The organism is Methylobacterium sp. E-012, from assembly GCF_057836545.1.
Window position 1 is genome coordinate 2,374,630 of sequence record NZ_JBYQEY010000001.1, and the last position, 26,815, is coordinate 2,401,444.

The following is a 26,815-nucleotide window of genomic DNA, read 5'->3' on the forward strand; positions in this document are numbered from 1 at the left end:
CCGTCGACCGGCCGGAGGGGCCGGGCTGCACGCGCGCGGCGCGCACCGACTGCCCGGACCGCAGCTTAGTGTAAGCTCAGCTTTAACACCACGCGCGGGCCGGACTGCGGTTACTAAAATGACAGCCGCATCCCGCCGACGATGTTGCGTGGCGCACCCGCAAACACCGACCCGGTGGTGCCCGCCAGCACGGCGGCGTTGTTCTGAAGACCGGTCGCGCCGCTGATGGAATTCGACAGATTCTGGGCCGATCCGACATAGGTCGTGTCGAATACGTTGCGGACTTCGAGATAGACGCTCAGCCGTTTCGCATATCCGCCGATCAGATCTTTCGCATAGTGCAGGTTGGCGTTGACGACCGCGTAGCCCGGCGCCTTCAGGAGGTTGGCATTGTCGAGGTAGAAGTCGCCCTGGACCACGGCCTCCACGAACGCGCCGAGGCCCGCGAGCGGGCCGGCCGGGATGTCGTAGCCGACGCGCGTCAGGAGCTGGTGGGCCGGCACGCCGGGGATCCGGTTGCCCGCCCGATCGAACCGGCGCGTCAGGCTGCCGGCGCTGAGCTGCTCGGCGTAGCGCGTGTAGATCTGGTCGTCGAAACTGTAGGCCAGCGTCCCCCGCCAGCCGGGCGCGAAGGCCCAGTCGGCGCCGACTTCGATACCGCGATGCTCGGAAGCGGGGGCGTTGAACGTGTAGCTCTGCAGGCCCGCCCCCGGCGATTGCGAGACCAGCTCGTTGCGGAAGAACTCGTAGAATCCGGTCACGCTGAGGCGCAGGCTCTCGGCCGGGCTCCAATCCGCTCCAAGGTCGATCCCGAGATTGTGCTGGGTTTGCAGCTGGGTGTTGTTGCCGGGTAACCCGGCCGGGGTGACGAACAGGTTGGAGGCTGCCGGCGTGGTGTAGCCCGTGGCGACCCGGCCGCGGAACGCCCAAGCGTCGTCCGGCCGATAGACCAGCGCCAGTTCCGGGGCAACGTTGAGGAAGGACCGGTCGGCATCCGCCACCGTCCGGGTCGTGCCGCTCGCCGCGTAGCTGTAGGCGAGATTGCGGCCGGTGATGCTGGTGCCCTCGGCGCTGAGGCCCAGCACCCCGGTCCAGCGGTCGGACAGGCCCAGTTCGAGCCGCGCCCGGCCACCGAGATTGGACTGTCCCGCATCCTGAACGCCGATCAGCGCTCCGAGGCGCGACGCGGCATAGGGCGTCAGGGTGTAGGTGGGCGTATGAATGTCGATCGTGGTGTAGGCGAGCGCCACGTAGCCCACCGCCGGCAGGCCGAACAGGTCGCCGCGCCGCGTGACGTCGCTCTGGGCGTTCCAGGACGGGAATGAACCCAGGAAGGCGTTCACGTAGAAGGGCTGGTCGAAGTTGCGTTCGTCGAACCCGAGCTGCGTGCGCCACGTGGTGGACGCGTCGATATCGTGCTCCCAGCGCGCCGCCACGACGGTGCGGCGGTCGTTGCGCCCGAACCCGCCCTGGTCCGCGGTGACCGGCACGGTGGCGCCGAAGGCGCCGTTGCGCGGCAGGTTGTAGGTCGTGCAGCCCGGCGCCGCGCTCGCCGCCGTCGCGCAGCCGCGCTGGTACGGATTGATCCGGTACTGGGCGAGGGAGGACCGGGCGGCGAGGTTGGTGTCGAGCGTGTTGTTGATCACCTTCAGGGTGAAGCGGTTGTCCGGCGTCGGGGTGTAGCTCGCCAGGAGGTTGATGGTCTGCGTGTCGTAGGCGGCGTGATCCTGGTAGCCATTGGCCCGGACGTCGCTGGAAAACAGGCTGATCTCGAACGGGCCGCTGACGCTACCGACCGTGAAGTATCGGCTGAGATACCCGAAGCTCCCGGCATCGAGCCCGATCTCGTAGCCGTCGATCTCCCGGCCGGTGCGGGTGCGGAACGCGATCGCGCCCCCGGTGGCGTAGTTCCCGAACAGCGGCGATTGCGGACCGCGGAACACGTCGATCCGGCTATAGGCCCTGGGATCGGTGAGGTCGAAGCGCGCGGCGCCGTCCGGCTGGGTGAGGATGAAACCGTCCTCTAGCACGACCGTGTTCTTGATCACCCCGGTGGAGCGGGCGTTGTTGCCGCGGATCGAGACGATCACGTCGCGACCGCCGTTGCCCTGGCGCACGGTGACCCCGGGGCTGTTGACGAGCACCGAGCCGAGGCTGGTCGCCGGCCTGTCGGCGATGGTGTTGTCCCGGCCGATCCCGCTGACGACCTCGCCCACCGGGTGCTCGATGACGGAGGGTGCCGAACCCGGCGGCGCCGCGACGCCGAAGGCCGATGGGGCGGAATTGCCAGAGCCGGGATGGGCTTCGCCCTCCACGGTGAGTTCCTCCAGCGTCACGGTGGTTTCCGCCAGCGCGGGGAGGGGGCTTCCGGCCAGCAATAGGGCGAGGGTGCCGCGGCGCAGGGCGACTGGACGATCCGCGGTCGGGCGATCGGGCGGACAGGGACTCTGGACGGAGCGGCGGCGGCAGTCGCTGCGGCCGAGCCGCCACACGCCGGAGCAGGCGGCGCGCAGCAAGCCGCCCGCCCCCTCGGTGGGGGCGGTGCCGGGATAGACGATCGACATGGAAAAGGGTCCGGGCCTGGTGAACGATCTGGGGATGGGATCGTCAGGCGGCGGGGGGACCTCGGGCGGTGCCGACGCGCGGCGGCGGGCCGGTTCTCGGAAGCTCTGCTTCGGGGCGCCAGGCGAGGGGCACGGCCGCCATGGTGGGCGGGACCGCCATGGCCGATCCGGACACCGGCAACGCCAGAGCCCCCGCCTGCACCAGGGTGCAGCAGGCATGGACGTGGATCGGAACCGGCCGGTCGTCCGGACCGCCGGTCGGGTGCTCGGCGCAGAGGACCGCGCCGGATCCCGCGAAAGCGCGGGCCGGTGCGGCGAACCCGAGGAAGGCCTGAAGCAGCAGCGCGTAGAGCGCGACCAGTCCGATGATCGCGCGGCCTCGAACCGTCCGGGGCGGGCGCCTGCACATGGGGCGATCTAGGCGCCGGCGCCGGGACGCGTCAATGCGGGAGCGGGCTTAAGCTGTGCCGCAATGCCCTGGTCTCACGGCATCACCGGCGGGTGATAGGTCAGCGTGAAGGCCAGCGCCCAGAGCAGGAACAGCACCAGCGGCAGGTGGACGATCAGCTGCAGGAAGCTGAAGCCGACGATGTCGCGGGCCTTCAGGCCGAGGATGCCCACCAGCGGCAGCATCCAGAACGGGTTGATCAGGTTCGGCAGCGCCTCGGCGGCATTGTAGATCATCACCGCCCAGCCGAGATGGACCTTCAGCTCGTTGGCCGCCTGCAGGACGTAGGGGGCCTCCAGGAGCCACTTTCCGCCCCCCGATGGCACGAAGAAGCCGAGGATCGCCGAGTACACGCCCATGGTCAGCGGGAAGCTGCCGGTGGTGTTGAGGCTGACGAAGGCGTGGGTGATCGCGTCGGAGGCCGAGGCGCCGGCTGCGTTCTTCGGGCCGGTCAGCATGCCGCTGATCGCCGCGTAGAGCGGGTACTGGATCAGGATGCCGGCCGTCGCGGGCACCGACTTCGCGACCGCCGCCAGGAAGCGCTTCGGCCGCCAATGCAGGAGCAGGCCGAGCGTGAGGAACAGCAGGTTATAGGTGTTGAGGTTCGAGATCGCCACGATCCAGGATTGGCGGGCGAATTCCTGCACGATCCAGCCGCCGGCGATCAGCACGAGGAGGATCGTCAGGATCGGCGAATGCTCCAGCCACTCGCCGGGCTGCCGGGCGGGCGGAAGGTCGGACGACTCGCGACCCACGTCGACCCCGAGCGTCTCGGCGGTCGCCGCCGTCTCGCGGCGGGGCGCCGAGGCGTAGGCGATCGCGACCGAGACCACGAACAGGATCGCGGCGATCAGCATCGACTGCCAGAGGAAGATCGTCTCGCTGAACGGGATCACGCCGGAGATCGCCAGCAGGTTCTTGGTCAGGCTCGCCGGATTCGCCTGCAGCTGCGCCGCCGAGGAACTGAGCCCCAGCGCCCAGGTCGCGCCGAGCCCGAGATAGGCCGCCGCCCCCGCGGCCCGGTAGTCCATGCGCAGGTCCGTCCGACGGGCGAGCGCCCGCACCAGCAATCCGCCGAAGATCAGGCTGAGGCCCCAACTGATGAACGACGAGATCATCGTCGCGCCGGCCACGAATCCGACTGCGCCGCGACCGGTCTTCGGGATCTGGGCCAGCCGCTCGATCAAGGCCTGGACGGGCGGCGACACGGCTACGACGTATCCGCCGATGGTGACGAAGGCCATCTGCATGGTGAAGGGGATCAGGCTCCAGAAGCCGTCCCCGAAGCTCTTGGCGATCGCGGCCGGCGAGGCGCCGTTGGCCAGGGTGCCCAGCGCGACGATCACCACCGCGATGGCGACGAAGATGAAGGCGTCCGGGAACCAGCGCTCGGCCCAGTTGGTGAAGCGCACCCCCAGCCGCTCCAGTGCGCCTGCGGCCCGTCCGCTGCCGGGTTCGGCTGAGGCCGCGCGCGCGTTGCGGGCTCGGTCGGCCGATGCGGTCGCCATGGGTTTCCTCCGAATGCACTGGTCTCGACCCGCTCTTGCGGCGGGTCATGCGGCCAGGATGGCGCCGTGACGCCCAATCTCAAGTCGGGCATCCAGAAAAGACCGGTGACAGCTTGGTGAAAGCGTGCGGGTTTGCCGACGGTCCGCACCGAAAGCGGGCTCTCCGTTCCCGGCCGCCCGCGCTGGCAACGCGCCGCGTGTCGCTCGAGCGCCGGGAGGCGACTCGGATCAGCGCCGGGTCAGACTGATACAGTCCTGCCAAGCTCGACACGGAACGCCCCCTGTAACGCGATCGCCTTCCACGGCCAGGGCCCGACACTAGTCTGGGCCGAACACGACGACGCCGAGCGGCGGCGCGATCCGGCCGACAGCCCGGCGCGATAGGGGGAGACGACACGGTGGGATTGAACCTCACGCAGAAGCTCGTCCAATCGCACCTCGTCCAGGGCGACCTCAGGCCGGGCAGCGAGATCGCGCTTCAGATCGACCAGACCCTCCTGCAGGACGTGCTCGGCGGCCTCGTCATGCTGGAGCTCGAAGCGATGGGCGTCGAGCGGGTCAAGGTCGGGCTCGCGGCGCAGTACATCGACCACAACCTCGTTCAGAACGACCAGCTCAACGCCGACGAGCACATGTTCCTGCGCTCGGCCTGCCGCCGGTTCGGCGTCTGGTACTCGCGGCCCGGCAACGGCATCAGCCATCCCGTCCACATGCAGAGCTTCGGCAAGCCGGGTCAGACCCTGGTCGGCTCCGACAGCCATACGCCCGCGGCCGGATCACTGGGCATGCTCGCCTTCGGGGCGGGCGGCGTCGAGGTCGCGCTCGCCATGGCGGGGGAGCCGCTGCAGCTGCGCATGCCCCGGGTCTGGGGGGTGAAGCTCACCGGGGCGCTGCCCGACTGGGTCAGCGCCAAGGACGTGATCCTGACGCTGCTCGGTCGTCACGGCGTCGAGGGCGGCTTCGGCCGGATCATCGAGTATTACGGGCCGGGCCTGGATTGCCTGACCGCCATGGACCGGCACGTCATCGCCAACATGGGCGCCGAGATGGGCGCCACCACGAGCGTCTTCCCCTCCGATGCGTCGACGAAGGCCTTCCTCGACGGGGTCGGCAGAAGCGGCGACTGGACGCCCCTCGGCCCGGACGCGGATGCGGGCTACGACGACCACGAGGAGATCGACCTGTCGTCCCTCGTGCCGATGATCGCCAGGCCGTCGAGCCCCGGCAACGTCGTCCCCGTCTCGGAGGTCGCCGGCACCGAGATCTACCAAGCCTATATCGGGTCCTCGGCCAATCCGGGGTTTCGTGATTTTGCCGTGGCGGCCGCCATCGTGAAGGGCCGCAACACCCACGACCGGGTCTCGTTCGACATCAACCCCTCGACCCGGGTCGTGCTCGAGACCCTGATCCGGGATGGGCAGCTCTCCGACCTGATCCACGCCGGCGCCCGGGTCCATCAGGCCGGCTGCAACGGCTGCATCGGCATGGGCCAAGCTCCGGCCTCCGGGCGCAACTCCCTGCGCACGGTGCCGCGCAATTTCCCCGGGCGCTCCGGTACCCGTGAGGACAGCGTGTTCCTGTGCAGCCCGGAGACGGCCGCGGCCTCGGCGCTCACCGGATTCATCACCGACCCGCGCACGCTGGACATGCCCTATCCGCGGATCGCGCCCCCCGGGATGGTGCCGGGCAACACCACCATGCTGGTGGCGCCGCTTCCGGAGGCGGAGGCCCGCGCCGTCCGCCTGGAGAAGTCCGAGAACATCACCACGCTGCCCGATCTCGGCAAGCTCGGGGCCGACATCCGCGTGCCGGTGATGCTGAAGACCGGCGACGACATCTCCACCGACGACATCATGCCGGCGGGCGCGCGGGTGATGCCCTACTGGTCGAACATCCCCAAGACGAGCGACTTCACCTTCGAGCCGATCGACGACACCTATCCGCGGCGGGCCAAGCAGGGCGGCGCGGCGCGGTCGGGCCACGCCATCGTCGGCGGCCTGAACTACGGGCAGGGATCGAGCCGCGAGAACGCGGCGCTCGCCCCGCGCTATCTGGGTCTGGAGACCGTGCTGGCGAAGAGCTTCGCGCGGATCCACTGGCAAAACCTCGTCAACTTCGGCGTGCTGCCGCTGACCTTCCAGGACCCGTCCGACTACGACCGGCTGGAACTCGGCGACACCGTGGAGATCGCCGGCATCGCCGAGGCGCTGGCGGCCGGCCCGACGATCACGGCGACGATCCGCGGGGGCCGGCAGACGATTCGGCTGCGGCATGACCTGTCGCCGCGTCAGATCGAGATCCTGCTCGCCGGCGGCGTCATCGCGTGGCTGCGCGGACGGATCCAGGCCGAGCCCGCCCGGACCGTTGCCTGAAGCGCGGGGACCTGTCAGGGGGCGCGGGGCGGCAGAACGGTGCGGGCCATTATCGTCGTCGGGAGGATGGCATGAGTTCGGGCGAGGCGCTGCTGCGCGAGGACGCCGATGCACCGTGGCACGCCGGTCTGACCCGGCGGCACTGGCGCATCCTGTGGGGCAGCTATCTCGGCTGGATCTTCGACGGCTACGAGGCCGTTGCCCTCGTCTACGCCCTGAGACCGGCGCTGAACACGATCCTGACCCCCGAACAGGCCCAGGCGCCGGCCTACTACGTGGGGCTCGCCATCGGGATCACGCTGCTCGGCTGGGGGATCGGCGGTCTGATCGGCGGGATCGCGGCCGACTATATCGGGCGCAAGCGCATGATGATGCTGTCGATCCTGGGCTACGCGATCTTCACCGGGATGACGGCCTTCGCGGAGAGCTTCACGCAGCTCGCGGTCCTGCGCTTCATCACCGGCCTCGCCATCGGCTCGGAATGGTCCACGGGTATCGCGCTCGTGGCCGAGACCTGGCCGAATCGGGCGCGACCGAAGGGATGCGGCTTCCTGCAGTCCGGCTTCGGCGGCGGTGCGGTGCTCGCCGCCATCGTCTGGGCCGCGCTGGCGGCCACCAACCCGCTGGGGGAGCAATCCTGGCGCATCCTGTTCGCGCTCGGCGCGCTGCCCGCCTTCGTCTGCCTGTACCTCCGGCGGGCCCTCGACGAATCCGAGCAGTGGCTGCAGGCACTGAAGGCGCAGCGCTGGTCCGCCACGGCCGACGATTCGGGGCAGGCGCCCCGTGGCGCGCAGCGCCCGTTCACCCTGGCCGAGATCTTTCGCGAGCCCGAGAGCCGGCGCCGGGTGCTGCTGGCCACCGCGATGTCCTTCGCCACGACGGTCGGCTGGTGGGCGGTCTCGTCCTGGCTGCCGGCCTATACCGAGGGGCTGGCCAAGGCGGCGGGCGAGCCGGCCAATGTCTGGGGCCCGCGCATGGGCATCATCTACAACCTGGGCGCGATCACCGCCTACGTGATCTCGGGCTTCGTGGCCGACGCGCTCGGGCGCCGCGCCTTCCTCGTCGTCACCTATATCGGCTGCATCGCGACGTCGCTCGCATGCTATCTCTGGAGCGGCGGCCTAGTGCCCTTCATGGGCCTCGCCTTCCTGAACGGGTTCTTCACCCTGGGCTTCGCCTTCTCGTGGATGGCGATCTATCTCGTGGAACTGTTCACCCCCGCCGTGCGGGCGACGGCCGCCAGCTTCGTGTTCAACGGGGCCCGGCTGATCGCCTGGATCTTCCCGATCATCGCCGGGCAGATCGTGACCTCGTTCGGCGGCGTCGCCGCCGCGGCCCTGGCGATGTCCAGCGTCTACGGGATCGGCCTGATCGTGCCGTGGTTCATGCCGGAGACCACGGGAAAACCGCTGCCCGAGTAGGTCGGCGGAACCAGCGGCGTCGAGGCGCCCAAAGATAGGAATGCGCGATCTGGTGATTCTGCCGCGCGCGTCGGACGCTTCCAGCGACACCAACCGTCTGCAGGGATCCGTGCTGAGCCAAACAGATGTTTGGGTCAACCGTTCGACGACTTCAGAAGGCTGGGATGTTCGGTGGCTGGGGGACCTGGATTCGAACCAGGACTAGAGGAGTCAGAGTCCACCGTTCTACCGTTAAACTATCCCCCAATTGGCCATCAGCCGGACCAAGCCGTCCTTGGAACGGCATCGAACCGGCAGCGCTGCTTTCGGCGGCGTCAGGCGTGGGCGGTGGGATAGGCGGAATGGCTGCGCAGGTCAACCGGTCCGTCGCCGGTTGACGCGGCATCGTTCGCGGCCGTAACCGTGGGGTCGCGGGTGCCGCCAGGAAGGGTGGCCGAGTGGTTTAAGGCAGCGGTCTTGAAAACCGCCGTGGGGGCAACTCCACCGTGGGTTCGAATCCCACCCCTTCCGCCAGCGACATCCCGCGTCGCGCCACGTGATGCGTGGCGGCCGCCATCGCCGTGCCGCTGCGCATCCCGGACGTGGATACGCGTGATCGGGCGATCGCTGCCCGGAGCCTCGACCGCGTCCGGTTCACCGTCGGACCATGTTGCCGAGGTTCGTTCGCCCGCAGGCAGCAGGGATGGGGGCTTAGGTCCCCAATCGGCGCCGGGAGACCTTTGGCGCGGGGGATTTCGGTTCCGCCTGCCCGGTGACATCCCGCAGCGCCGAGACCATCGCTTCGGTCCTCGCATCGAGGGCACGTCTCCGCCGGTCTCGCCGGGCGCCCAGCCACGCCAGGAGCGATCCGGCGGCGAGGGCCGAAATGCTGGCCGCCAGCGGCGCGGCGACGAGCGCGGCCACGATACTGATCGGGACGAGGACGATGGCGGTCACGAGACCGGTGCCGATCGCCACCACTATCAAGACGATCATCGGAGCCTCGCCGGGACAGGAGATGGATCACCCCAGCGGGTCCCCGGATCTGACTATGCGGCATCGGTTAATCGAGAATCAACGCGCCGAATCGGAAACGGTATGTCTGTTGAACCGATTGTTCTCCCGGGGCCCGAATCGGCAATCGCCGCGCCGAACAGAATGTCGCTGTTCGTCACCTTCGGTGTAATGGAGCTTTAGTTGACTGCCAGGCTATCGCCAAATCTTAAATTGTCCAGGCTGCTCTTCTTGTTTCGCTTTCGCCGGTATCCGGAACCTTTCATTTGGATACGACCGGGGCCGCCGACGCATTGCCCGGGATCGAAGCGATGGACCATTTCGGCACCGCGACGCCGCGCGGATCGGCGGACCTGTCGGAGTTCGGCGTTCAGGACGCCGCCGGTCCCGGGGGCAATCGCTGCGGTCTCGCGCTTGAGCCGGCGACGATCCACCGCTTGTTCGGTGTCGGGCGCCTAAAACACCATATTCTGTACGAGGAAACAGATATCTCTAGTACGAACCAGCTGCCTGTCGGCATCTAGTCAGAGGCAATACTGATACGACTGGCATCTTGGGGGAATACAGGCTTCGATGGCCTTCGCAGACCAGGGTGCTGCGGGCCGGGCCGGCATGGCAACGCGCCTGGGTTGCCCCGTCGAGACGTTCCAACAGCCCAGCGGCGACGCCCGGGATGTCCGCATGACCTGCGCGTTGGTTCGCCTATGGCGCGCGCTCTGGACGCCTTGGGCGCGTCGGCGTGTCCTCGGGAGGGGGCAGCGGGCGGTCGGGCTGGGCGCTTCCGCCGCCGACCCGGGCGTCCGGCGATCGACAGGGCGACGGGCCACGGCGAAGCATCGGATCGCGAGGGCGCCCGCGCAAACGAAAGGCCGGCCGGGAATGACCCCGGCCGGCCCTGTTCTTCACCCAAGCTCGCGTTCAGCGCAGGAGCTGCAGGACGCCCTGCTGCGCGGAGTTGGCCAGCGAGAGCGCCGAGATGCCCATCGACTGACGGGTCGACAGCGCCTGCGAGTTGGCGGCTTCCTGGTTCAGGTCGGCGTTGGTCAGGTTGGCCGAGCCGGTCTGCAACACGTTGATGAGCTGCTTCGAGAAATCCTGGCGGTTCTGCACCACCGAGAGGTTCGAGCCCAGGTTGCTCGCCGCCGAGTTGAGGGCGCTGCCGGCGTTGGTCAGCGTGGTCAGGGTGGAGTTGACGTCGGAGTTCAGCAGGAAGTTGCCCAGCCCGTTCGAGCTCGTCGAGCTGTTCGAGTTGGTGATCGAGGTCAGGCCCAGGCCGCTGGCGGTCGCGTCCACCGAGGCGACATCCAGCTTGGAGCTGCCGGTATCGTTGAACTTGATGGTCAGGTTGTTGCCGGTGCCGGCGATCAGGTTGACGCCGTTGTAGCTGGCATCGCCGGCGAGCTGGGTGATCTGGTTGAGCAGGTTGTTGTACTGCTGCGACAGGGACTTGCGCTGGCTGACGCCGGACACGGCCAGGTCGCTGGAGACCACCGTGCTGGCGGCAGTGCCATAGGTCGAGGCCGTGGTCGAGGACGACGCGAAGCCGAGCGCCGCCTGGCTGGTGGAGTTCTGGAATTCCACGTCGGCCTGCGCGTTCAGGACGATCTTGGTGCCGGTGCTATCGACCGAGAAGATCGCGCCGGCGCCGAACGAGCCGCCCGACGTGGTGCTGGCCGAGCTGACCGCGGAGTTCAACGCCGACACCACGGATGTGATGCTCGACGACGCGGCGAAGTTTGCCGAAACGGAGGTGCCATTGATCGTGAACAGGGCCGTCGTGGAGGCCGTGCTCGTGGTGACCGGGAAAGCGTTGGTCGCCGTGCCGGTGGTGGAGAGCTGGGTCGACAGCGCCTGGTTGGCGAGCGACTTCGCCTGATCCACGAGCTTCTGGATCGAGGTAATGCCCTGGTTGGCGGCCTGGATCGACTGGACGCCGTTGGAAACGCCGTCGAGCAGGGAGTTCAGGCTCGAGGAGCGGCTGTCGAGGGCCTGCGAGGTGAAGAAGTTGGTCGGGTTGTCGAGCGCCGAGTTGACCGTCTTGCCGGTGGCCAGGCGGTTCTGGGTGGTCGAGAGGAGCGAGGCCGTATCCTGCAGCGAAAGCAGGTTCTGACGGGTCGCGGCCGAGAGGGTGATCGAGGACATCGGTCGATATCTTTCTGATTTGTGCCACCCGTTTCTCGGGCTCAGCAGTAATCGCTCCGCAGACGTTTCGGACTCGTTAAAGCGGCGCGCTATTCCACAGTATGCGGCGCGATCCTTAATTTAGTACTGAGAGATCAAATCTGATCCATCGCAGTTCTCGTAGGTGTTCAGGATCCATTAACCATAACCCGACATAACCGCGGCGGCTGCTGCGGTCTGGTGGATCTTGTTCGGGTGGAACCGAGCCGATCAATGGGTGGACGCGGGCGGTGCCACATCCTGTTTGGAGCTCGACCGTGATCGTTCAAACGCCTGTCGAGGCAAGTCCCCCGCATGTCGACCTCCCGATGACGTTCCCGCATGTCACGATCGCGATCCCGTGCGGAACGATGGTTCACGCAGATTTCGCCGTGTGCCTCAGCTCGATGATGCATTCGCTCGGCGAGATGCCGATGTCGATCGTGGTTGGAAAATCATCGATCGTCGCTGACGCGCGGAACATGGGTCTCGACTTCGCGCAGAAGCTCAAAGCGGATTACGTCCTGTTCATCGACAGCGACATGACGTTCCCGCGCGATGCCCTGCTCAGGCTTCTGGTGCGCAACGTCGATATCATCGCGGCGACCTACTCCCGCCGGACGGCGCCGTTCCATTTCCTGGGTGACATCCTTCCGGAGCAGCCCGCGGACGTGCCGAAGGGCTTGCTGGAGATGGCACGCATCCCGACGGGTTTCCTGCTGGTGAAAGCCACGGTGTTCGAGCGGCTGAAGCGGCCGTATTTCCGGTTTCGCGTCGATGAGGAGGCCGGCGTCAACATCGGCGAGGATTACGATTTCAGCGATCGCGTCCGGTCCCTCGGCTATCGGATCTGGTGCGATCCCTCCCTCAGCAAGGAGCTCGGCCATATCGGCGAGCAATCCTACAAACTCTGAGTGATCGCCCGTCCTCGCGTCGCGCCGGCTTTCACACGGCGCGCGCCGCGCGTGTCTCGATCGCCCGATGAAACGCGGCGAAGACCCCGCGCATCTGAGGCGGTTTGTAGGGAAACAGATCGACGGGATCCATATCGTGGACGATCATCCCGGTATCGGCTTCGAAGACCAGCAGTCGACCGTCGCGACTCTCGGCGCAGTCGAGGATCAGGTAGTCGAGCCCGGTCCGGCGGTGGATCTCGGCCAGGGCCGTCCGGTGACGGGGTACGAAGGCGGCGTCGAACGCGGCCATCGCCGAGGCCTCCGCGCTTCGCTTGGCCGGGTCCTCGTTCATGCCCGCGTTCAGATAGTGGATCATCCAGTGATCGCGCAGGGCCATGTGGCAGAGGAACGGTGCGCCGTCGATCAGGACGATGCGGAGCTTCCGGTACAGCCCATCGCGGCCGCTGTAGTCGCAGAACTGCGTGACGTAGAATTCGGCCTCGTCGGCGCCCTGTAAGTAGGCTTCGAGGTCTTGGGGCCCGTCAAGCTTCTGCAGGGCGTTGCCGGCGTGGGTGTCGATGGGGCGGATGAGAACCGGGTAGCGCAAGCCGTCCGGAAGTTCGTTCGCTCTGGACGCGAGCTCCGATTTCGCCATGCGGACGATGGGCGGGACCACGACGCCCGCCGCACCGCGCAGCGCGTCCGCGATCCCGTGCCGGGACGTCTTGAGGACGTTGCGCGGATGATTGACCACGGGCCTGGCCCAGCGCGCGGCGGCGGACGTCAGGGCGTCGAGCACCGGCTCGTTCGCGGTGGAATAAGCGACCCCGACGATGCAGACGTCGTGTTCCGGAAGCGATTCGAGGGCAGGATCCCCGGGGAGCACGAAGACGTATTCCACGTGGAAGATCGGATCATCCAACAGGAAATCGACCGGCGTATTGGCCATGAGATCGCCGGCCGTGACGAGGACCAGGACGCGGGTCGTCGCGGCGGGCCCGTTGGAGCGGAGCGCGAAGTGGCGGTTACTCTGCAGGACCTCGGCCTGAAGCTGGAGCGCCTCGTCGTGGCGATGCATCAGCAGTAGGATCGTCGACAGGTCGAGGGCCGTGCCGGCTTCGAGGACGCCGTCCGTCGATGCCGACAGGATCGCGTTGGCCCGGGCGGCCATATCCGCACCCTCGAACGCCGCCCGGATGAGGCGGGCCGGCCCGATGAGCGGACTGGGAACTGCGTCGCGCGTCGCTGGCATCAGTTCACTCCGGCCGATGGCTGTGCGGCATCGAGGGACGGGTATCGTGCGGGTGCCGTCACGGCGATTTGATTCAACCGCGGCGCGACGAAGATATCCCCGCCCGCCGGAGCGCATCCGCGAGCGGGCCGCCCGCCGGCGCCTCCGGCGACGCGCGCGACCGAGCCGGGTTCGATTCGGATCCCGCACGCACCGCCGGCACCGGCGGCTCGATCGGATCGTCCAGGCGCATCGACAGTGCGATCCGCTTGCGCGGGACATCGACGCTCAACACCAGGACGCGGATCACCTCGCCGATCCGCACCACCTCCGTGGGGGACGCGATACGGCGGCGCGCCATCGCCGAGATGTGGACGAGGCCGTCCTGATGGACCCCGATATCCACGAAGGCGCCGAACGCGGCCACGTTGGTGACCACGCCCTCGAGCTGCATGCCCGGTTTCAGGGCGCCGATCGTCTCGACGCCCTCCTGGAAATGCGCGGTCTTGAAGGCGGGGCGTGGATCGCGGCCGGGCTTCTCCAGCTCGGCAATGATGTCGCGCACGGTCGGCAGACCGAAGCGGGCGTCGACGAACGTCTCGGGCGTCAGCTTGGCGAGCGCCCCCGTGTTGCCGAGCAGAACCCGGATGTCGCTCCCGGACGCCTTCAGGATCCGGCGCACCACCGGATAGGCCTCCGGATGGACGCCGGACGCGTCCAGCGGGTCCTCACCGCCCTGGATGCGCAGGAAGCCCGCGGCCAGCTCGAAGGTCTTCGGACCGAGCCCCGGCACCGCCTTGAGGGCGGCCCGCGAGCGGAACGGCCCGTGCGTGTCCCGATGCGTGACGATCCGCTCGGCCAGTGCGGTGCCGAGGCCCGAAACCTGCGCCAGCAGGGCGGGGGAGGCCGTGTTCACGTCGACGCCGACGGCGTTCACGGCATCCTCCACCACCGCCGACAGCGAGCGCGACAGTTTCGCCTCGCTGACATCGTGCTGGTACTGGCCAACGCCGATGGACTTCGGGTCGATCTTCACGAGTTCGGCCAGCGGATCCTGCAGCCGCCGGGCGATCGACGCGGCGCCGCGATGGGACACGTCGAGATCGGGCAATTCGCGCGCGGCGATCTCGGAGGCCGAATAGATCGAGGCCCCGGCCTCCGACACCGTCACCTTGGCGAGCGTCAGGTCGGGATTGGCGGCGACGATCTCGGCGGCGAGCCGCTCGGTCTCGCGGGAGGCCGTGCCGTTGCCGACCGCGAGCAATTCGACGCCGTGCAGGCGGCAGAGCCGCCCGAGCGCCGCCACGGCCTCCCGCCAGCGGCGCTGCGGCTCGTGCGGGTAGGTCGTCTCGACCGCGACGATCCGGCCGGTCCGGTCCGCCACCGCGACCTTCACGCCGTTGCGGTAGCCCGGATCGAGCCCCATCGTCGCCCGCCCGCCGGCCGGAGCGGCGAGCAGCAGATCCTTCAGATTGCCGGCGAAAACCTTCACGGCCTCGTCCTCGGCGCGCTCGAACAGCCGGCTGCGCAGGTCCTGCTTGATCCCGGTCCGGATCTTCGTGCGCCAGGCCGTGCGGACGGTCTCGAGGAGCCAGGGATCGCCCGGACGTCCGAGGGCGGCGAGGCCGAATCGCCGGCAGATCGCCGTCTCGAACGGGCCCGGGACCCCGCTCGGCGACTCCTCGCCCTCCGCCGCATAGGCGATATCGAGCACCTCTTCGCGCTCACCGCGGAAGATCGCCAGGATGCGGTGCGAGGGCATCCGCTCCAGCCGCTCGCTCCAGTCGAAGTAATCCGCAAACTTCGCCCCCTCAGTCGCCTTGCCCTTACGGACTTTCGCGACGAGCTGGCCGCTGCGCCAGTAATCCGCGCGCAGGCGGCCGACGAGATCGGCATCCTCGGCGAAGTGCTCGACCAGGATCGCGCGGGCTCCCTCCAGCGCCGCCGCCTCATCCGCCACACCACGCTCGGGCGCCACGAACGCAGCCGCCGCGCGCTCGGGGGCCTTGTCGGGATGTTTTAGGAGGGCCTGCGCCAGCGGCTCCAGCCCGCCTTCGCGGGCGGCCTGGGCCTTCGTGCGCCGCTTCGGCCGAAATGGCTGATAGAGGTCTTCCAACCGCGCCTTGGTCTCGGCAGCCGCCAGGGCCGCAGCGAGGCTGGGAGTCATCCGGCCCTGGGCTTCGATGCCCTCCACGATGGCACGGCGGCGGTCGTCGAGGTCGCGCAGGTAGGACAGGCGCTCCTCGAGCCGGCGCAACTGCGTGTCGTCGAGTCCGCCCGTATTCTCCTTGCGGTAGCGCGCGATGAACGGGACGGTCGCCCCGCCGTCGAGGAGCGCCACCGCCGCGGCCACCTGCGCTTCCGCGACGCCGAGTTCTTCGGCGATGCGCGCGTTCACGGCTTTCATGCGGTCTCCGGTCGACTGGCTGCTGGGACTCTGCCTGGCCCGTCAAGCCGCCGGAAACATGGCATTCGTGCGTTCCACCGACCCAGGCGATATCAGGCGTTTCGGGCTCGAAAGTCGGCCGCACCGTCATTGAGTCTGTGGACAGTGACTGGATCTATTTGCAAATCAACATTCGTATTAAATTTATCAATACCCCAAACCAATTAGTCTTGAGTGATGAAGGGTCAAAGGCAACTTAAATATGTGCCTCTATCGCCATCTCTGACGGGCCCGCGAAGTTGATGATTTGGCTACGCATCGGAACTTGACGCGCCGCCGATGATGTCATCGGGATGTCACCGATCGTTGCAAGTCTACGCGCTCGCATGCTGAGAAAGGCAGGCGCCCCGTGCAGTTCGAGATCCGCGAGAACAGCCGGTCGCTGTGGTCCTGGGTTCTCTTGAACGAGACCGCCGAGACCGTCCTCGAATCCCGTCGGAGTTTTCCGTCCCGGGCGCAGGCAACGGCTGCCGCGCTGGCTTTCTCGCAACTCGTGGCCCGGGCGGGACGGACGCTCACGGGCGGCGCGCGGCAGGTCGGGTTCCTCTAGCCGCGCGAACCCGGCGGTCAGGTCCGGTGGCGGATCAGGCTCACCACGCTCAGGCAGGCGATCGCGCAACCGACACCCATGGCGCCGAGGCAGCTGATGGTGCGGACCGGCTCGCCGCGGGCCAGGACAATGGCGACCGCCAGCGGCAGGAGCAGGAGACCGAGCATCAGGGTCATGGCGGCTTCCGAGTACGGGATCCGGTTGGACACGGAGAGCTTAGGCGTCGAAGTGTTAATTGCCTCTGACGGAGGACGCGGCCGCCGATCGATCGCCGCGATCCACGTCCGGCCCCAAGCGGCCTCTCCAGCCCGGGCACCGGTGTTCAGACAACGGCTCGGGAAGGGGCGAAAGGCCCCCGCTCCCGAAGCCACGTCACCAAACCCGCTGTGTGAATCCCGTAGCCTCTGCGGGGGAGGGCTACGGGATTCGCACGTCTCAATCTGACACCACCACTCTGAAAAAGGGGCGCTTTTCCCCTCCCCCTTGCGGGGAGGGGTTAGGGGTGGGGGTGGTTCAGACGGCACCGCACCGCTCCATCCTGCGCCACCCCCACCTCCAACGCCTCCCCGCAAAGGGGGAGGAGAGAACGTGTCGGCCAGCGAGGTGTGAACATCGCAGGCGGGGGAGGGAGGGCGCGTGGCTGTTCCGGACTGACCCATCCGCCGACCGGGCGATCGATCGAAGGGCTCACGGCCTCTCAGGATGAGATCGGGATAGGGAAAGACCGGTCAAACAGCCTCCAAAGTCCGCCCCGGTGCCAGGTTCGCCGCGAAATGCCCGGTCCGGATCAAGCCCTCCGGTCTTCGACCTCAACCGAGCCGGACCAAGCGGTCGATCAGCGTCTGGTCGTGCAGCAGCGCCATGCGCTCCCGCGGCGTCAGCCAAGCCTGCGCTTCGCCGACCGTCTCGGCCTCATCGATCTTGGCGGCGGCCAGCGTCCGGTCCGGGTCGATGGCGCCCCGGGGACGGTCGCGGCCGGCCGGCAGCATCCGTGCGTGCGCGTCGGCGAGGCGGGGATCGGCGTGCAGGGCCGCCAGGGCATCGGAGGCGTCGAACGCCTGCGCGGCATTGCGGGCGGCCAGGCCGGCGGCGCGGGTGGCGATCTCCGGCGGCGTAGCCTCCTCCGGCGTGGCGAGCAGGCGCCGCCGCTTGAGCGCCAGGCCGAGGCCGAGCTGGCCGCTCGCCCAGGAGATCGGGATCGCCAGCACGAGGCCTACGATAGTCGGGCTCATCCAGAGGAACAGCGACGTGGCGATCGCGAAGGCCGCGACCCCCGCGACCAGACCCAGCACCATGTGCCAGCTATGCCGGGCCACGATATCGCGGAGCGGGATCGAGCCGTCGTCGCGCCGCTGCGGGTTCCAGCCCGTATCGCGCCCGAGCAGGATGTCCATCACCGATCCGGACTGGATCACCATCGCCACCGGGGCCACCAGGGCGGAGAGCAGGATCTCGACGAGGCTCGAAAGGATCAGCCGCCCGCCGCCCCCGCAGGCCCGCCGCACAGGGCCGTCGAGCAGGGCGAGGATCAGGCCGAGCAGCTTCGGCGCCAGCAGCACCGCCATGGTCAGCCCGAACAGTTGCAGCGCGCGGACCGGGTCGAACCGCGGGAAGACCGGCGAGAAGCCGGCGCCGCCGAAATAGTCCGGCCGCTCCGTGGCGGTCTGAAGGACCAGCAGGATACCGACGACGAGTTGGAGCAGCCAGAGCGGCGACGCGAGGTAGCCGGCGATGCCGGTGGCGAAGTGCTGGCGGGTGGCGGCATGCAGGCCGGCCGCCCCGATCACCCGCGCGTGCTGGAGGTTGCCCTGGGCCCAGCGCCGGTCGCGCACCGCCACGTCGATCAGCGAGGGCGGGCTCTCCTCGTAGGAGCCCGGCAGGCGGGGCAGCATGTAGACCGCCCAGCCGGCCCGGCGGATCAAAGCCGCCTCCACGAAGTCGTGCGACAGGATGTGGCCGCCGAAGGGGGGCTTCCCGGGCAGATCGGGCAGGCCGCAGGATCCCGCGAAGGCCTGGGTCCGGATGATGGCGTTGTGGCCCCAGTAATTGCCGCCCCGCCCCGACCAGGCCGAGAGCCCGGCGGCGATCACCGGGCCGTAGATCCGCGCGGCGAATTGCTGGAGCCGGGCGAACAGCGTGTTGCGGTTGATGATCAGCGGCAGCGTCTGGATAATGCCGGCATCCGGGTCCGCCTCCATGGCGGCGGCGAGGGTCACGATCGCCGGGCCGCTCATCAGGCTGTCGGCATCGAGCACGAGCATGTGGTCGTAACGGCCACCCCAGCGGGTGACGAAGTCGCCGATGTTGCCGGCCTTGCGATGGTGGTTCTTGGGCCGGTGGCGATAAGACAGCCGGGCGTCCGGCCCGAGGCGGTCGCGCAGGTCGAGGAAGGCCCGCTCCTCGGCGATCCAGGCATCGGGCTGCGTCGAATCCGAGAGCACGAACCAGTCGAAGTGCTGCCCCAGCCCGGTGGCTTCCACGGCCTCCCGCATGGCCTCGACCCCCGCGAAGGTCCGGGCCGTCGCCTCGTTGTAGACCGGCATCAGGATCGCGGTCCGGGTCGTCAGCACCGCCGGAACCGCCGCCGCCCGCGGGCGGCGCAGCAGCACCGCGAAGCCGAGCAGCGCGCTGGTGAAGGCCAGCGTGATCCACGAGAAGGTCAGGCAGAACAGGACCACGAGCACAAGCTGGAGCCCGGTCGGGCTGCCCGACACCGACACGGTCTCGACCATCTGCCAGCCCCCATAGCCGGTGAGCGCCAGCGCGCCGCCGAATACCCAGAGCCGCGCGAGCCAGGGATCGCGCGCCCGGCGCGACGGAATGTGGGCCGCACGCGCGTCCCAGCGCGACAGATCCTGGACCGGCATCGCCAGCGGCGCCTCGGGCGGCAGGCCGGAGCCGGCCTCCCGAGCGGCCGGACCGGGCTGCGCGTCCGGCTGGACTGCGGGCTTGGGCAGGGTGGTCGTCTCGTCCATGCGCACGGCGGAGGCTGATCCTCGGTTTCGGTCAGGGGTTATGGGGTCCAGCGGAACAGCCAAGTCTCGCTGGCCCGATCTTGTCCGCGCCGGAGCGCGAGGCGCAGCTCGCTGGCCCGCTCACCGCCGGGATCGAGCTCGAACAGGATCCGCAGGGTCTTGCGCGCGGGATACGCGTAACGGTCCTGCCGGGTGATCGTCCCGGCCGAGGCGCTGAGATCGACGTCGATGTCCCCGGGGTCCATCACCGCATCGCCCTGGAAATCTACCGCGAACAGGCGGCGATTGCCGGCGCTGCCATGGCCGCACCGGCTGTCGCTGACGCGGGCGATCCCGGGCGGCAGCGGGTCGGGCCATCCCTTGGACCAGTGCTGCCGGCAGAGGAAGCGCATCTCGCCGCCCTTGGCGAGCGTCGCCTTGGGTCGCCAATAGGCGAAGACGTTCTCGTTGAGTTCGGAATCGCTCGGGATCTCGAGCAGCGTCACGGCGCCCTCGCTCCAATCGTCCAGCGGCTCCAGCCAGAGCGAGGGCCGCTGCTCCCAGTGACGCCTGTCGTCGTCGAAGTCATCGTAGGAACGGGCGCGCTGCATCAGGCCGAAGCCCTTCGGCCCGCGGTCCACGAAGGCCGAGACCTGGAGCGCCTCGGGATTGTGCACCGGGCGCCAGATCGGCTCGCCGTAGCCGTTGTGGATCGCCAATCCCTCCACCGAGAAGGCGGCGGCGCGCAGGTCGTCGACGCGGCGCCGGTCGAGCGCCCCGAACAGGTAGCTCCCCTGCATGCCGCCGAGACCGATATGGTCGAGGTCGGCGCGGGCGAACACCGTGCCGTCGATCCCGGCCACGGAGGCGTCCCGGCCCGGGGTCAGGGTCAGCTTGAACGCCGCCGTCGCGGAATCCGATTCGGCGAAAGCGTGGACCACGACGGGCTGCCCGGGGGCGGGGGTCTCGATGAACAGCGCCTGGAACAGCGGGAACTCCTCGCCGCGGGCATCCGCCGGCCGCAGGGCGAGGGCCCGGGCGTTGATCCCGAAATCCTGTCCCTCCGCCACCAGGTGGAAGAAGGAGCCGCCCTGGAACAGGGCGAAATCCGCCAGATCGCCGCCAACGACGAAACGGGCGCGCAGGCGGAAGCCCGAGAAGGCGGCCGCGGCCGGGAGATCCGGCAGATCCACCCCCGGCGCCGAGAACGCGGTCTTGTCGTAGGATACCGGCTGCACGAGGCCGTTCTCGACCAGGAACAGGGCGACCGGCGTGTCGAAGATCGAGCCGCGCAACAGCGGCTCGAAACTGTAGCCGATGCCCCGATCGGCCCAGACGGCCCGTCCCGCGGCGGGGCGGATCGCCTCGTAGGCGTCCCGGGACAGGTTCTTCAGGGCGGCCGGCAGATCGCCGGATTTCGGGCCGGCAAAGGGCGCCTTGGACCGGGCCCGGGCGAAATCGAGGAGCGTGTTCGCCTCGAAGGCCTCGCCGGCGCCCGGGAGGGCCGGCGCCGTTTCCGGATCAGCCGCGATCGCGTTGCCCGGAAGCGAACCCGCGGCAGCGCCCAGGGCGCCGGCCAGCACGCCGCGGCGGGTCAGGGCAAGGGGCGGTCGGGCGGGACTTATCATACGGTGGTCGGTCTCTCGTCTCTGAAGCCGTTGCCGACAGCGCGGCATTCCGGTCCGGCCCCGCTTCCGCGTCCTGACGCGTGCCGTGTCCCGAACCGATCGCCGCTCCGGCGGAACGCGCTCTCGGTGCCTGTCTATACACGCGGCCCGGCTGAACCCAGGGTTAAGCGGTCCGCTGATCCGCGCACCTCCGTTGACTTAACGCGAGCCGGCTCTCTAAGTCGGTCGCCTGCATCGAAACGGGGGAGGCGACATGGGTTCGTTGCGAGTCACGGGCCACGGCGTGGATCTCGGCGAGAGTCTGCGCGGCCGCGTCGAGGACCGCATGTCGGCGATACAGGCCAAATACCTCGACTCGCACATGAGCGAAGCCTGCACCGGCCATGTCACGCTGCGGCGGGACGGGTCGGCGTTCCGCACGGATTGCGTGCTGCATCTCGTATCGGGCCTGACCATCGAGGCGAACGGGGTCTCGCACGATGCTCGGTCGAGCTTCGAGCAGACTGCCGAGCGCCTCGAGACGCGGCTGCGCCGCTACAAGCACCGTCTGAAGCAGCACGCCACCGGGCCGACCGACGATGTCGCGGTCGAGGCTGCCTACGCGGTCCTGGCCGCGCCGGACGAGGAGGACGACGAGCCGGCCGACGGGGACGCGCATCCGCCGATCGTCGCGGAGAGCACCCGGACCCTGCAGCGCCGCACCATCGGCGAGGCGGTCACGGCCCTCGACATGACGGGCTCGCCGGTGCTCGTGTTCGTCCATGCTGGCACCGGGCGCATCAACGTCGTATATCGGCGCGGCGATGGCGCAATCGGCTGGGTGGACCCGCTGAACGCCGTCGACTGACGGGGCAGGTCGGGAGGAACGGAGCCGGAACCGGCTTGTTTCCCGGTCGATTGATGTGCGGGGACGCGGCCGAGGCGGCCGTCACTGTTCCTGCAACGAGGCCCGCCCTGACCGGGCGGGCGACGGGGCAACGGTCGTTCGATGCCAGTTCTGGAATTCCTCGACCCCGAGTCGGTCGTGCCGTCGCTGCGCGCGCGGACCAAGAAACAGGTCCTTCAGGACCTCGCGACCCACGCGGCGCGTCGCCTGCCCTTGCTCGGGGAGCGTCCGATCTTCGATACGCTGCTCCAGCGGGAGCGGCTCGGCTCGACCGGCATCGGCGACGGGGTGGCGATTCCCCACGGGAAGCTCCCCGGGCTCGACCGCCTGTTCGGTCTGTTCGCCCGATTCGATCGGCCGGTGGATTTCGAGGCCCTCGACGGACAGCCCGTCGATATCGCGTTCCTGCTGCTGGCCCCGGAAGGCGCCGGCGCCGATCATCTGAAGGCCCTCGCGCAGGTCGCCCGGATCCTGCGGGAGCCCGGCATGCTGGCGCATATCCGGGCGGCCCGGGATGCGGGCGCGCTCTACGCTCTCCTGACCCGCTCCACGGCACCGCAGGCCGCGTGATGCCCCACCTCCGAAACGCCGCATCCCTCGCGCTGGCCGCGGGGCTGACCGGTCCGGTCCTGGCGCAGGGCGAGACGACCTGCGCGCGCGACCTCCTCGTGTCGCAATCGATGCAGCGGCAGGCCGTCGACCAGCTCGAACAGGCGGACGGAGACGACGCCAAGAACTGCCGGGTTTGGCGCCGCCACGTGGAGACGATGCGCCGGGTCGCGAGCGTCTACGGCCGCTGCCTCTCCGGCTCGGAACGCGGCGAGCGTCTGGCGCAGGTCCAGGGATCGGACCGGGAGTTCTCCGCGGCGATCAAGGCGCATTGCCGCGGCCAATAGGGTGCTCCCCGCGGGACGCGGACCCCCCATTCGCCGGCTCAATCCACGTCGCGGGCCGCCAGCGGCTCGGCGACCATCTTCACCGGGATCTTCACGGGCTTGCCGCGCCCGATCAGGACCGCCGCCCGGGACCGTTCCGGATCCGTTTCGAACCGGGTGCGCACCCAGCTAGCCAGGAACTTTACGTATTCGGAGGCCACGAGCCGGGCCGCGGGCGGGCTCCGCCACCACCGGTCGGCGTCGAAGGCTTCGGTGACGACGGGATGCGGCAGGACGCGGTCGCTGTCCTGCAGGGCGTGATCGAGTTCGATCAGCGTCCGCGGCATGTGGTAGTTCGAGGTCACCACCGCCACGGTGCTGAAGCGATGGGCCCGCATCCAGCGCCGGGTCTCGATGGCGTTCCCGATCGTGTTGCGCGCCCGATAATCGAGATCGACGCAGCAGGCGATGAGCGCGCGCTGAGTCGGGTTCAGCCGGGCGATCTCGTCGCGGCTGGTGCGCTCGTTCACGCCGGTGATGAGCAGGCGGCGCCCGTAGCCGCCGGCCAGCAGATCGATCGCGTCGCCGATCCGCTGCGCGCCGCCGGTGAGCGCCACGATCCCGTCCACCCGGTCGGACGGCGTCCGCTCGTGCCGGGCGAGCACGCTGACGAAGATCAGGAACCCGGCCAGCAGGGCCACCGCCCCGAGACCCGCCCCGAGGCCGCAGGTCCAGAGCGCGATGCGCCCCCGCTGCCGCGGCTGCGCGGCGCGCGGGCAGCCTCGCTCGTGCCAGGCCCAACCGACGACGTCGGTCGTGAGCGGATCCGATGCGCGCAGCATACGCGTGGTCATCCTCCGGAGGATCGGCGTCGATTGCGGCGGCCCGGAGGCGGCCCGGTCGTCCGCCCCCACACCGCGACGATAAGGTTTCCGGATCGTAAACGCGCCCGCCTGGTGACCGCTGTCCACGCCTTCTAACAGCGCGCGGCGTCCCTAGGCCAGGAAGCGGCGCACGGTGATCCGCGAGACCACGCCCGTCACCAGGGACGCGATCACGCCGATCAGGAGGATGCTGGCATAGCCACGCAGACCGATCTGGAAGGCGCCGAACAGGGCCTCGACCTCCTGACCGGCCGGTCCGGACCGCGCGGCCCGGGCCAGAAGCCCTCCGATGACGAAGGCGAGGATCGCCAGGCCGGCTCCGATGGCGCCCCCGCGCAGGCCCAGGCCGAAGAAGCGGCGCTGGAAGGCGCGGGCGATGTAATCGTCGTCCGCGCCGACGAAGTGGAGCACGTCCACCACCTCGCGATTACTGGCCATCGCACCCCGCGTCGCGAAGGTGACGGCGAGCCCCGTGGCGACCAGGACGAGGACCACGAGCCCGATCCCGATCCCGACGAAGGCATTGGCCGCGGTCGAGAGCCGCTGAAGCCAGAGGGCGTGGTCGTCGAGGCTGGCGACCCCGGGCAGCGCGTCGAGGAGATGCGTGCGCAGGCGTTTCAGATCGGTGCCTTGGCCGCTCGCGAGCCGCAAGGCGATCAGCCGCGGCACCGGCAGGTCCGACAGATCGAGCCCGCTGCCGAGCCACGGCTCCAGGAGCCGCTCGGCCTCGGCCTTGGAGAAGATCCGCGTCTCGGCGATGCCCGGCTCGGCTTTGGCGATGCCCGCCGCCCGGGTCACGTCGGCGTCGACGTCGCGCCCGGGACCCGGGCGGATCTGGATCGTGACCTCCTGGGCGACGTCGCCCTGCCACTGGGCGGCGTTCGCCGCCACCATCTCGGCGGCACCGGCGCAGAGCCCCGCCAGGAAGGTGAGGATGGCGATGACCGCCGCCAGGGAGCGCCCCGCCGCCGTGTCGGTCGGCACCAGCGGCGCGTTGCGGCGCAGATTCGCCGGCACGGACGGGACCGGGGGACCGGCGAGGGGCTCGGGCCGGGCCCGCGGGATGGCCTGCGTGCTCATTCCTCGATCCGAAGCCGGCCTTCACCGAGCACCATCCGGCGGGCGTCGACCGCATCCATGATGCCGAAATCGTGGGTGGCGATGATGACCGAGGTCCCGAGCTTGTTCAGTTCCAGGAACAGGCGCAGCAGCCGCCGCCCGAGTCCGGGATCGACGTTGCCGGTGGGCTCGTCGGCGAGCAGCAGGTCCGGCCGGGCGATCAGCGCCCGGGCGATGGCGGCGCGCTGCTTCTCCCCGCCGGAGAGGAGCGGCGGCAGGGCGTGCATGCGCTCGCCGAGGCCGACCCAGCGCAGCAGCTCCACCACCTCGGCCCGGTAGCTCGCCTCGGCGCGTCCCTGGACGCGCAGCGGCAGCGCCACGTTCTCGTAGGTGGTGAGATGGTCGAGAAGGCGGAAATCCTGGAAGACGACGCCCATCCGCCGCCGCAGCCCGGTCAGGGCCTTGGCGGAGATGCCGCTCACCTCCTCGCCGAAGATCGAGACGAGGCCTCGGGTCGGCCGCACCGACAGCAGGATCAGGCGCAGCAGCGTCGTCTTGCCGGCCCCCGAAGGACCGGTGAGGAACTGGAAGGAGCGCGGGGCGATGCGAAAGCTCACGTCCGACAGCACCTCCGGCCCGAGGCCGTAACGCATGCCGACATTCTCGAACTGCACCACCGGCCGCTCCGCGCCGGGCAGCAGGCTCTTCATGCTCGCCTGTAGGTTCAAGGCCGTGCCGTGTCTCGCCGATCCCGATACGGGCATCGCCGGAGCGGCGGGCGTTTTCAAGGCCTTCGGAATTTCACGGGCGCTTAACCCTGTTCAGCCACACTTTCTCAAGCGAATTCACTGTCCGGCCGCGGTACGGCCGGTGGATGCGAGTATGGCGCGTATGCTGATCGTCTGCCCGAGCTGCGCGAGCGCCTACCAGATCGACGCCGGAAAGGTCGGCATGGAGGGCCGCTCGGTCCGCTGCGCGGCCTGCCGCGAGACCTGGTTCATCACCCCCGCCGACGTGCTCGCCGGGCACGAGGCCGAACTCGCGGCGGAGGCCGATCCGGCCGCCGACGCGGCCTGGGAAGAGGCGGCCGCCGCGGTGCGGGAGGCCTCCGATCTCCCGACCCCCACGGTCCCAGCCGCAGCCGGGCTGCCGTTCCGCGGGAGAAGACACCGGCTCCGCGGCGGCCTGTCACCATCCCTGGCGGTCGGGCTGACGCTCCTGGCGGCGCTGCCGCTGCTGTGCCTCGCCCGCGTGAGCGTGGTCCGGACGGTCCCGCAGACCGCAGCCCTGTTCGCCCGGATCGGCCTGCCGGTGAACCTGCGCGGCCTCGAGATCCGTGACGTCGTGGCGTTCAGCAGCCCCGCCGAGGAGGGCCGTCCGGCCGAACTCGTGGTCGAGGGCGACCTCGTGGGTGTCGCGCGGTCCGATATGCCGATCGCGCCGCTCAGCGCCGAGATCCGGGATGCCGGCGGTCGCGTGATCCGGACATTCACGGTCAACGCACCGCGGGCGGTGCTGGGCAACGCGGAGGCCGCCCGGTTCCGCGGGACGCTGACCAGCCCGCCCGCCACCGGGCGTTCGGTGGTGTTGCATTTCGCCGGTGCCGAACCGCCACGCGATGAGGCCCGAGCCGGCGTGAGCAGCCATTGAGGGCATGCGCGCCGGGGTGCGGCGACGCGAGCGCCTGACGGGTCATGACCGAACGATGACGCGTCTCGTCGCGGCGAACGCGCGCGCTCCCAGTTCCCGTCAACAGTGGTAATATTGTTTTTCAGATCGACCAATGTATTTGGATCGTAATTCGTTTTTACAATCTACGGCAGATTTTTTACAGTGAAAACCGACGCCGTGTTATTTATTAAAGTCTTAGCTGTGATCGATCAAGAGAAATTATTTCAAAATATTTTCGAATAAGCAGTCATCAACCGCTTCGTTTATCC

The 26,815-nt window shown here is 69.0% G+C and carries 22 protein-coding genes and 2 tRNA genes; 10 read left to right on the plus strand and 14 right to left on the minus strand.

The annotated features are described in order from the left end of the window. Positions 1-113: 113 nt before the first annotated feature. The 3 genes from AC3IF1_RS11320 to AC3IF1_RS11330 all read right to left on the minus strand — a co-directional run bounded on the left by AC3IF1_RS11320 (position 114) and on the right by AC3IF1_RS11330 (position 4,520). Positions 114-2,564 carry a TonB-dependent receptor family protein gene (locus AC3IF1_RS11320; protein ID WP_489217607.1) on the minus strand — a complete coding sequence of 817 codons (2,451 nt, stop codon included), beginning with the start codon at positions 2,562-2,564 and terminating at the stop codon, positions 114-116. A gap of 43 nt (positions 2,565-2,607) precedes the next feature. Next, complete coding sequence (locus AC3IF1_RS11325) at positions 2,608-2,973, minus strand: hypothetical protein (protein ID WP_489217608.1); 366 nt, start codon at positions 2,971-2,973, stop codon at positions 2,608-2,610. Between the two features lie 74 nt (positions 2,974-3,047). Further along, positions 3,048-4,520, minus strand: coding sequence for a short-chain fatty acid transporter (locus tag AC3IF1_RS11330; RefSeq protein WP_489217609.1), 1,473 nt, complete (start codon positions 4,518-4,520; stop codon positions 3,048-3,050). Positions 4,521-4,918: 398 nt separating this feature from the next. Between AC3IF1_RS11330 and AC3IF1_RS11335 the strand changes: the two genes are divergently transcribed. Together AC3IF1_RS11335 and AC3IF1_RS11340 are read left to right on the plus strand one after the other, a co-directional pair. Beyond that, entirely contained in the window at positions 4,919-6,892 is a 1,974-nt protein-coding gene (locus AC3IF1_RS11335) for an aconitate hydratase (RefSeq protein ID WP_489217610.1), read from the plus strand. Between the two features lie 71 nt (positions 6,893-6,963). Continuing rightward, positions 6,964-8,313, plus strand: coding sequence for an MFS transporter (locus AC3IF1_RS11340; protein WP_489217611.1), 1,350 nt, complete (start codon positions 6,964-6,966; stop codon positions 8,311-8,313). A 172-nt stretch (positions 8,314-8,485) separates the two neighbouring features. Here the strand turns inward: AC3IF1_RS11340 and AC3IF1_RS11345 are convergent. Beyond that, positions 8,486-8,559, minus strand: a tRNA-Gln gene (locus AC3IF1_RS11345). A gap of 177 nt (positions 8,560-8,736) precedes the next feature. On the opposite strand from AC3IF1_RS11345, the gene AC3IF1_RS11350 reads away from it, so the two are divergent. Next, a tRNA-Ser gene (locus AC3IF1_RS11350) sits at positions 8,737-8,826 on the plus strand. 177 nt (positions 8,827-9,003) lie between these two features. Here the strand turns inward: AC3IF1_RS11350 and AC3IF1_RS11355 are convergent. Then, entirely contained in the window at positions 9,004-9,288 is a 285-nt protein-coding gene (locus AC3IF1_RS11355; RefSeq protein WP_489217612.1) for a hypothetical protein, read from the minus strand. 329 nt (positions 9,289-9,617) lie between these two features. Here AC3IF1_RS11355 and AC3IF1_RS11360 point away from each other — a divergent pair, with 329 nt between their 5' ends. Further along, positions 9,618-9,830, plus strand: coding sequence for a hypothetical protein (locus AC3IF1_RS11360; protein WP_489217613.1), 213 nt, complete (start codon positions 9,618-9,620; stop codon positions 9,828-9,830). A gap of 394 nt (positions 9,831-10,224) precedes the next feature. Here the strand turns inward: AC3IF1_RS11360 and AC3IF1_RS11365 are convergent, their stop codons facing one another. Next, positions 10,225-11,448 carry a flagellin N-terminal helical domain-containing protein gene (locus AC3IF1_RS11365; protein WP_489217614.1) on the minus strand — a complete coding sequence of 408 codons (1,224 nt, stop codon included), beginning with the start codon at positions 11,446-11,448 and terminating at the stop codon, positions 10,225-10,227. Between the two features lie 500 nt (positions 11,449-11,948). Between AC3IF1_RS11365 and AC3IF1_RS11370 the strand changes: the two genes are divergently transcribed. Then, a complete protein-coding gene (locus tag AC3IF1_RS11370) occupies positions 11,949-12,380 on the plus strand; it encodes a glycosyltransferase family 2 protein (RefSeq protein WP_489217615.1) in 432 nt (143 codons plus the stop codon). Between the two features lie 31 nt (positions 12,381-12,411). Here AC3IF1_RS11370 and AC3IF1_RS11375 read toward each other — a convergent pair whose 3' ends face one another. Together AC3IF1_RS11375 and AC3IF1_RS11380 are read right to left on the minus strand one after the other, a co-directional pair. Then, positions 12,412-13,614, minus strand: a complete 1,203-nt coding sequence (locus AC3IF1_RS11375) for an ATP-grasp domain-containing protein (protein ID WP_489217616.1) — start codon at positions 13,612-13,614, stop codon at positions 12,412-12,414. 73 nt (positions 13,615-13,687) lie between these two features. After that, positions 13,688-16,000 (minus strand): Tex family protein, encoded by a 2,313-nt coding sequence (locus AC3IF1_RS11380; protein ID WP_489217617.1) that lies wholly within the window; start codon positions 15,998-16,000, stop codon positions 13,688-13,690. 388 nt (positions 16,001-16,388) lie between these two features. Between AC3IF1_RS11380 and AC3IF1_RS11385 the strand changes: the two genes are divergently transcribed. After that, entirely contained in the window at positions 16,389-16,589 is a 201-nt protein-coding gene (locus tag AC3IF1_RS11385; RefSeq protein ID WP_243971286.1) for a hypothetical protein, read from the plus strand. Between the two features lie 17 nt (positions 16,590-16,606). Here AC3IF1_RS11385 and AC3IF1_RS11390 read toward each other — a convergent pair whose 3' ends face one another. The 3 genes from AC3IF1_RS11390 to AC3IF1_RS11400 form a co-directional block, all read right to left on the minus strand. Next, positions 16,607-16,765, minus strand: coding sequence for a hypothetical protein (locus AC3IF1_RS11390; RefSeq protein WP_243971284.1), 159 nt, complete (start codon positions 16,763-16,765; stop codon positions 16,607-16,609). Positions 16,766-17,398: 633 nt separating this feature from the next. Further along, positions 17,399-19,564, minus strand: coding sequence for a glucans biosynthesis glucosyltransferase MdoH (gene mdoH / locus AC3IF1_RS11395; protein WP_489220375.1), 2,166 nt, complete (start codon positions 19,562-19,564; stop codon positions 17,399-17,401). A 38-nt stretch (positions 19,565-19,602) separates the two neighbouring features. Beyond that, the gene (locus AC3IF1_RS11400; RefSeq protein WP_489217618.1) at positions 19,603-21,171 is read right to left on the minus strand and encodes a glucan biosynthesis protein D; all 1,569 of its coding nucleotides are present in this window, start codon (positions 21,169-21,171) and stop codon (positions 19,603-19,605) included. 253 nt (positions 21,172-21,424) lie between these two features. Between AC3IF1_RS11400 and AC3IF1_RS11405 the strand changes: the two genes are divergently transcribed. The 3 genes from AC3IF1_RS11405 to AC3IF1_RS11415 all read left to right on the plus strand — a co-directional run bounded on the left by AC3IF1_RS11405 (position 21,425) and on the right by AC3IF1_RS11415 (position 22,953). Then, positions 21,425-22,018, plus strand: a complete 594-nt coding sequence (locus tag AC3IF1_RS11405) for a ribosome hibernation promotion factor (protein WP_489217619.1) — start codon at positions 21,425-21,427, stop codon at positions 22,016-22,018. Between the two features lie 141 nt (positions 22,019-22,159). Further along, complete coding sequence (ptsN, locus tag AC3IF1_RS11410; protein ID WP_489217620.1) at positions 22,160-22,627, plus strand: PTS IIA-like nitrogen regulatory protein PtsN; 468 nt, start codon at positions 22,160-22,162, stop codon at positions 22,625-22,627. Next, entirely contained in the window at positions 22,627-22,953 is a 327-nt protein-coding gene (locus tag AC3IF1_RS11415) for a hypothetical protein (RefSeq protein ID WP_489217621.1), read from the plus strand. Before ptsN ends, AC3IF1_RS11415 begins: the two co-directional genes overlap by 1 nt. Before the next feature lie 38 nt (positions 22,954-22,991). Here the strand turns inward: AC3IF1_RS11415 and AC3IF1_RS11420 are convergent, their stop codons facing one another. The 3 genes from AC3IF1_RS11420 to ftsE all read right to left on the minus strand — a co-directional run bounded on the left by AC3IF1_RS11420 (position 22,992) and on the right by ftsE (position 25,585). Next, positions 22,992-23,774 (minus strand): YdcF family protein, encoded by a 783-nt coding sequence (locus AC3IF1_RS11420; protein WP_489217622.1) that lies wholly within the window; start codon positions 23,772-23,774, stop codon positions 22,992-22,994. Between the two features lie 153 nt (positions 23,775-23,927). Continuing rightward, positions 23,928-24,896, minus strand: coding sequence for a cell division protein FtsX (locus AC3IF1_RS11425; protein ID WP_489217623.1), 969 nt, complete (start codon positions 24,894-24,896; stop codon positions 23,928-23,930). Beyond that, the gene (ftsE, locus tag AC3IF1_RS11430; protein WP_043380143.1) at positions 24,893-25,585 is read right to left on the minus strand and encodes a cell division ATP-binding protein FtsE; all 693 of its coding nucleotides are present in this window, start codon (positions 25,583-25,585) and stop codon (positions 24,893-24,895) included. The genes AC3IF1_RS11425 and ftsE overlap by 4 nt, the downstream gene beginning before the upstream one ends. A gap of 181 nt (positions 25,586-25,766) precedes the next feature. Here ftsE and AC3IF1_RS11435 point away from each other — a divergent pair, with 181 nt between their 5' ends. Next, entirely contained in the window at positions 25,767-26,525 is a 759-nt protein-coding gene (locus AC3IF1_RS11435; RefSeq protein ID WP_489220376.1) for a zinc-ribbon domain-containing protein, read from the plus strand. Positions 26,526-26,815 lie beyond the last annotated feature (290 nt).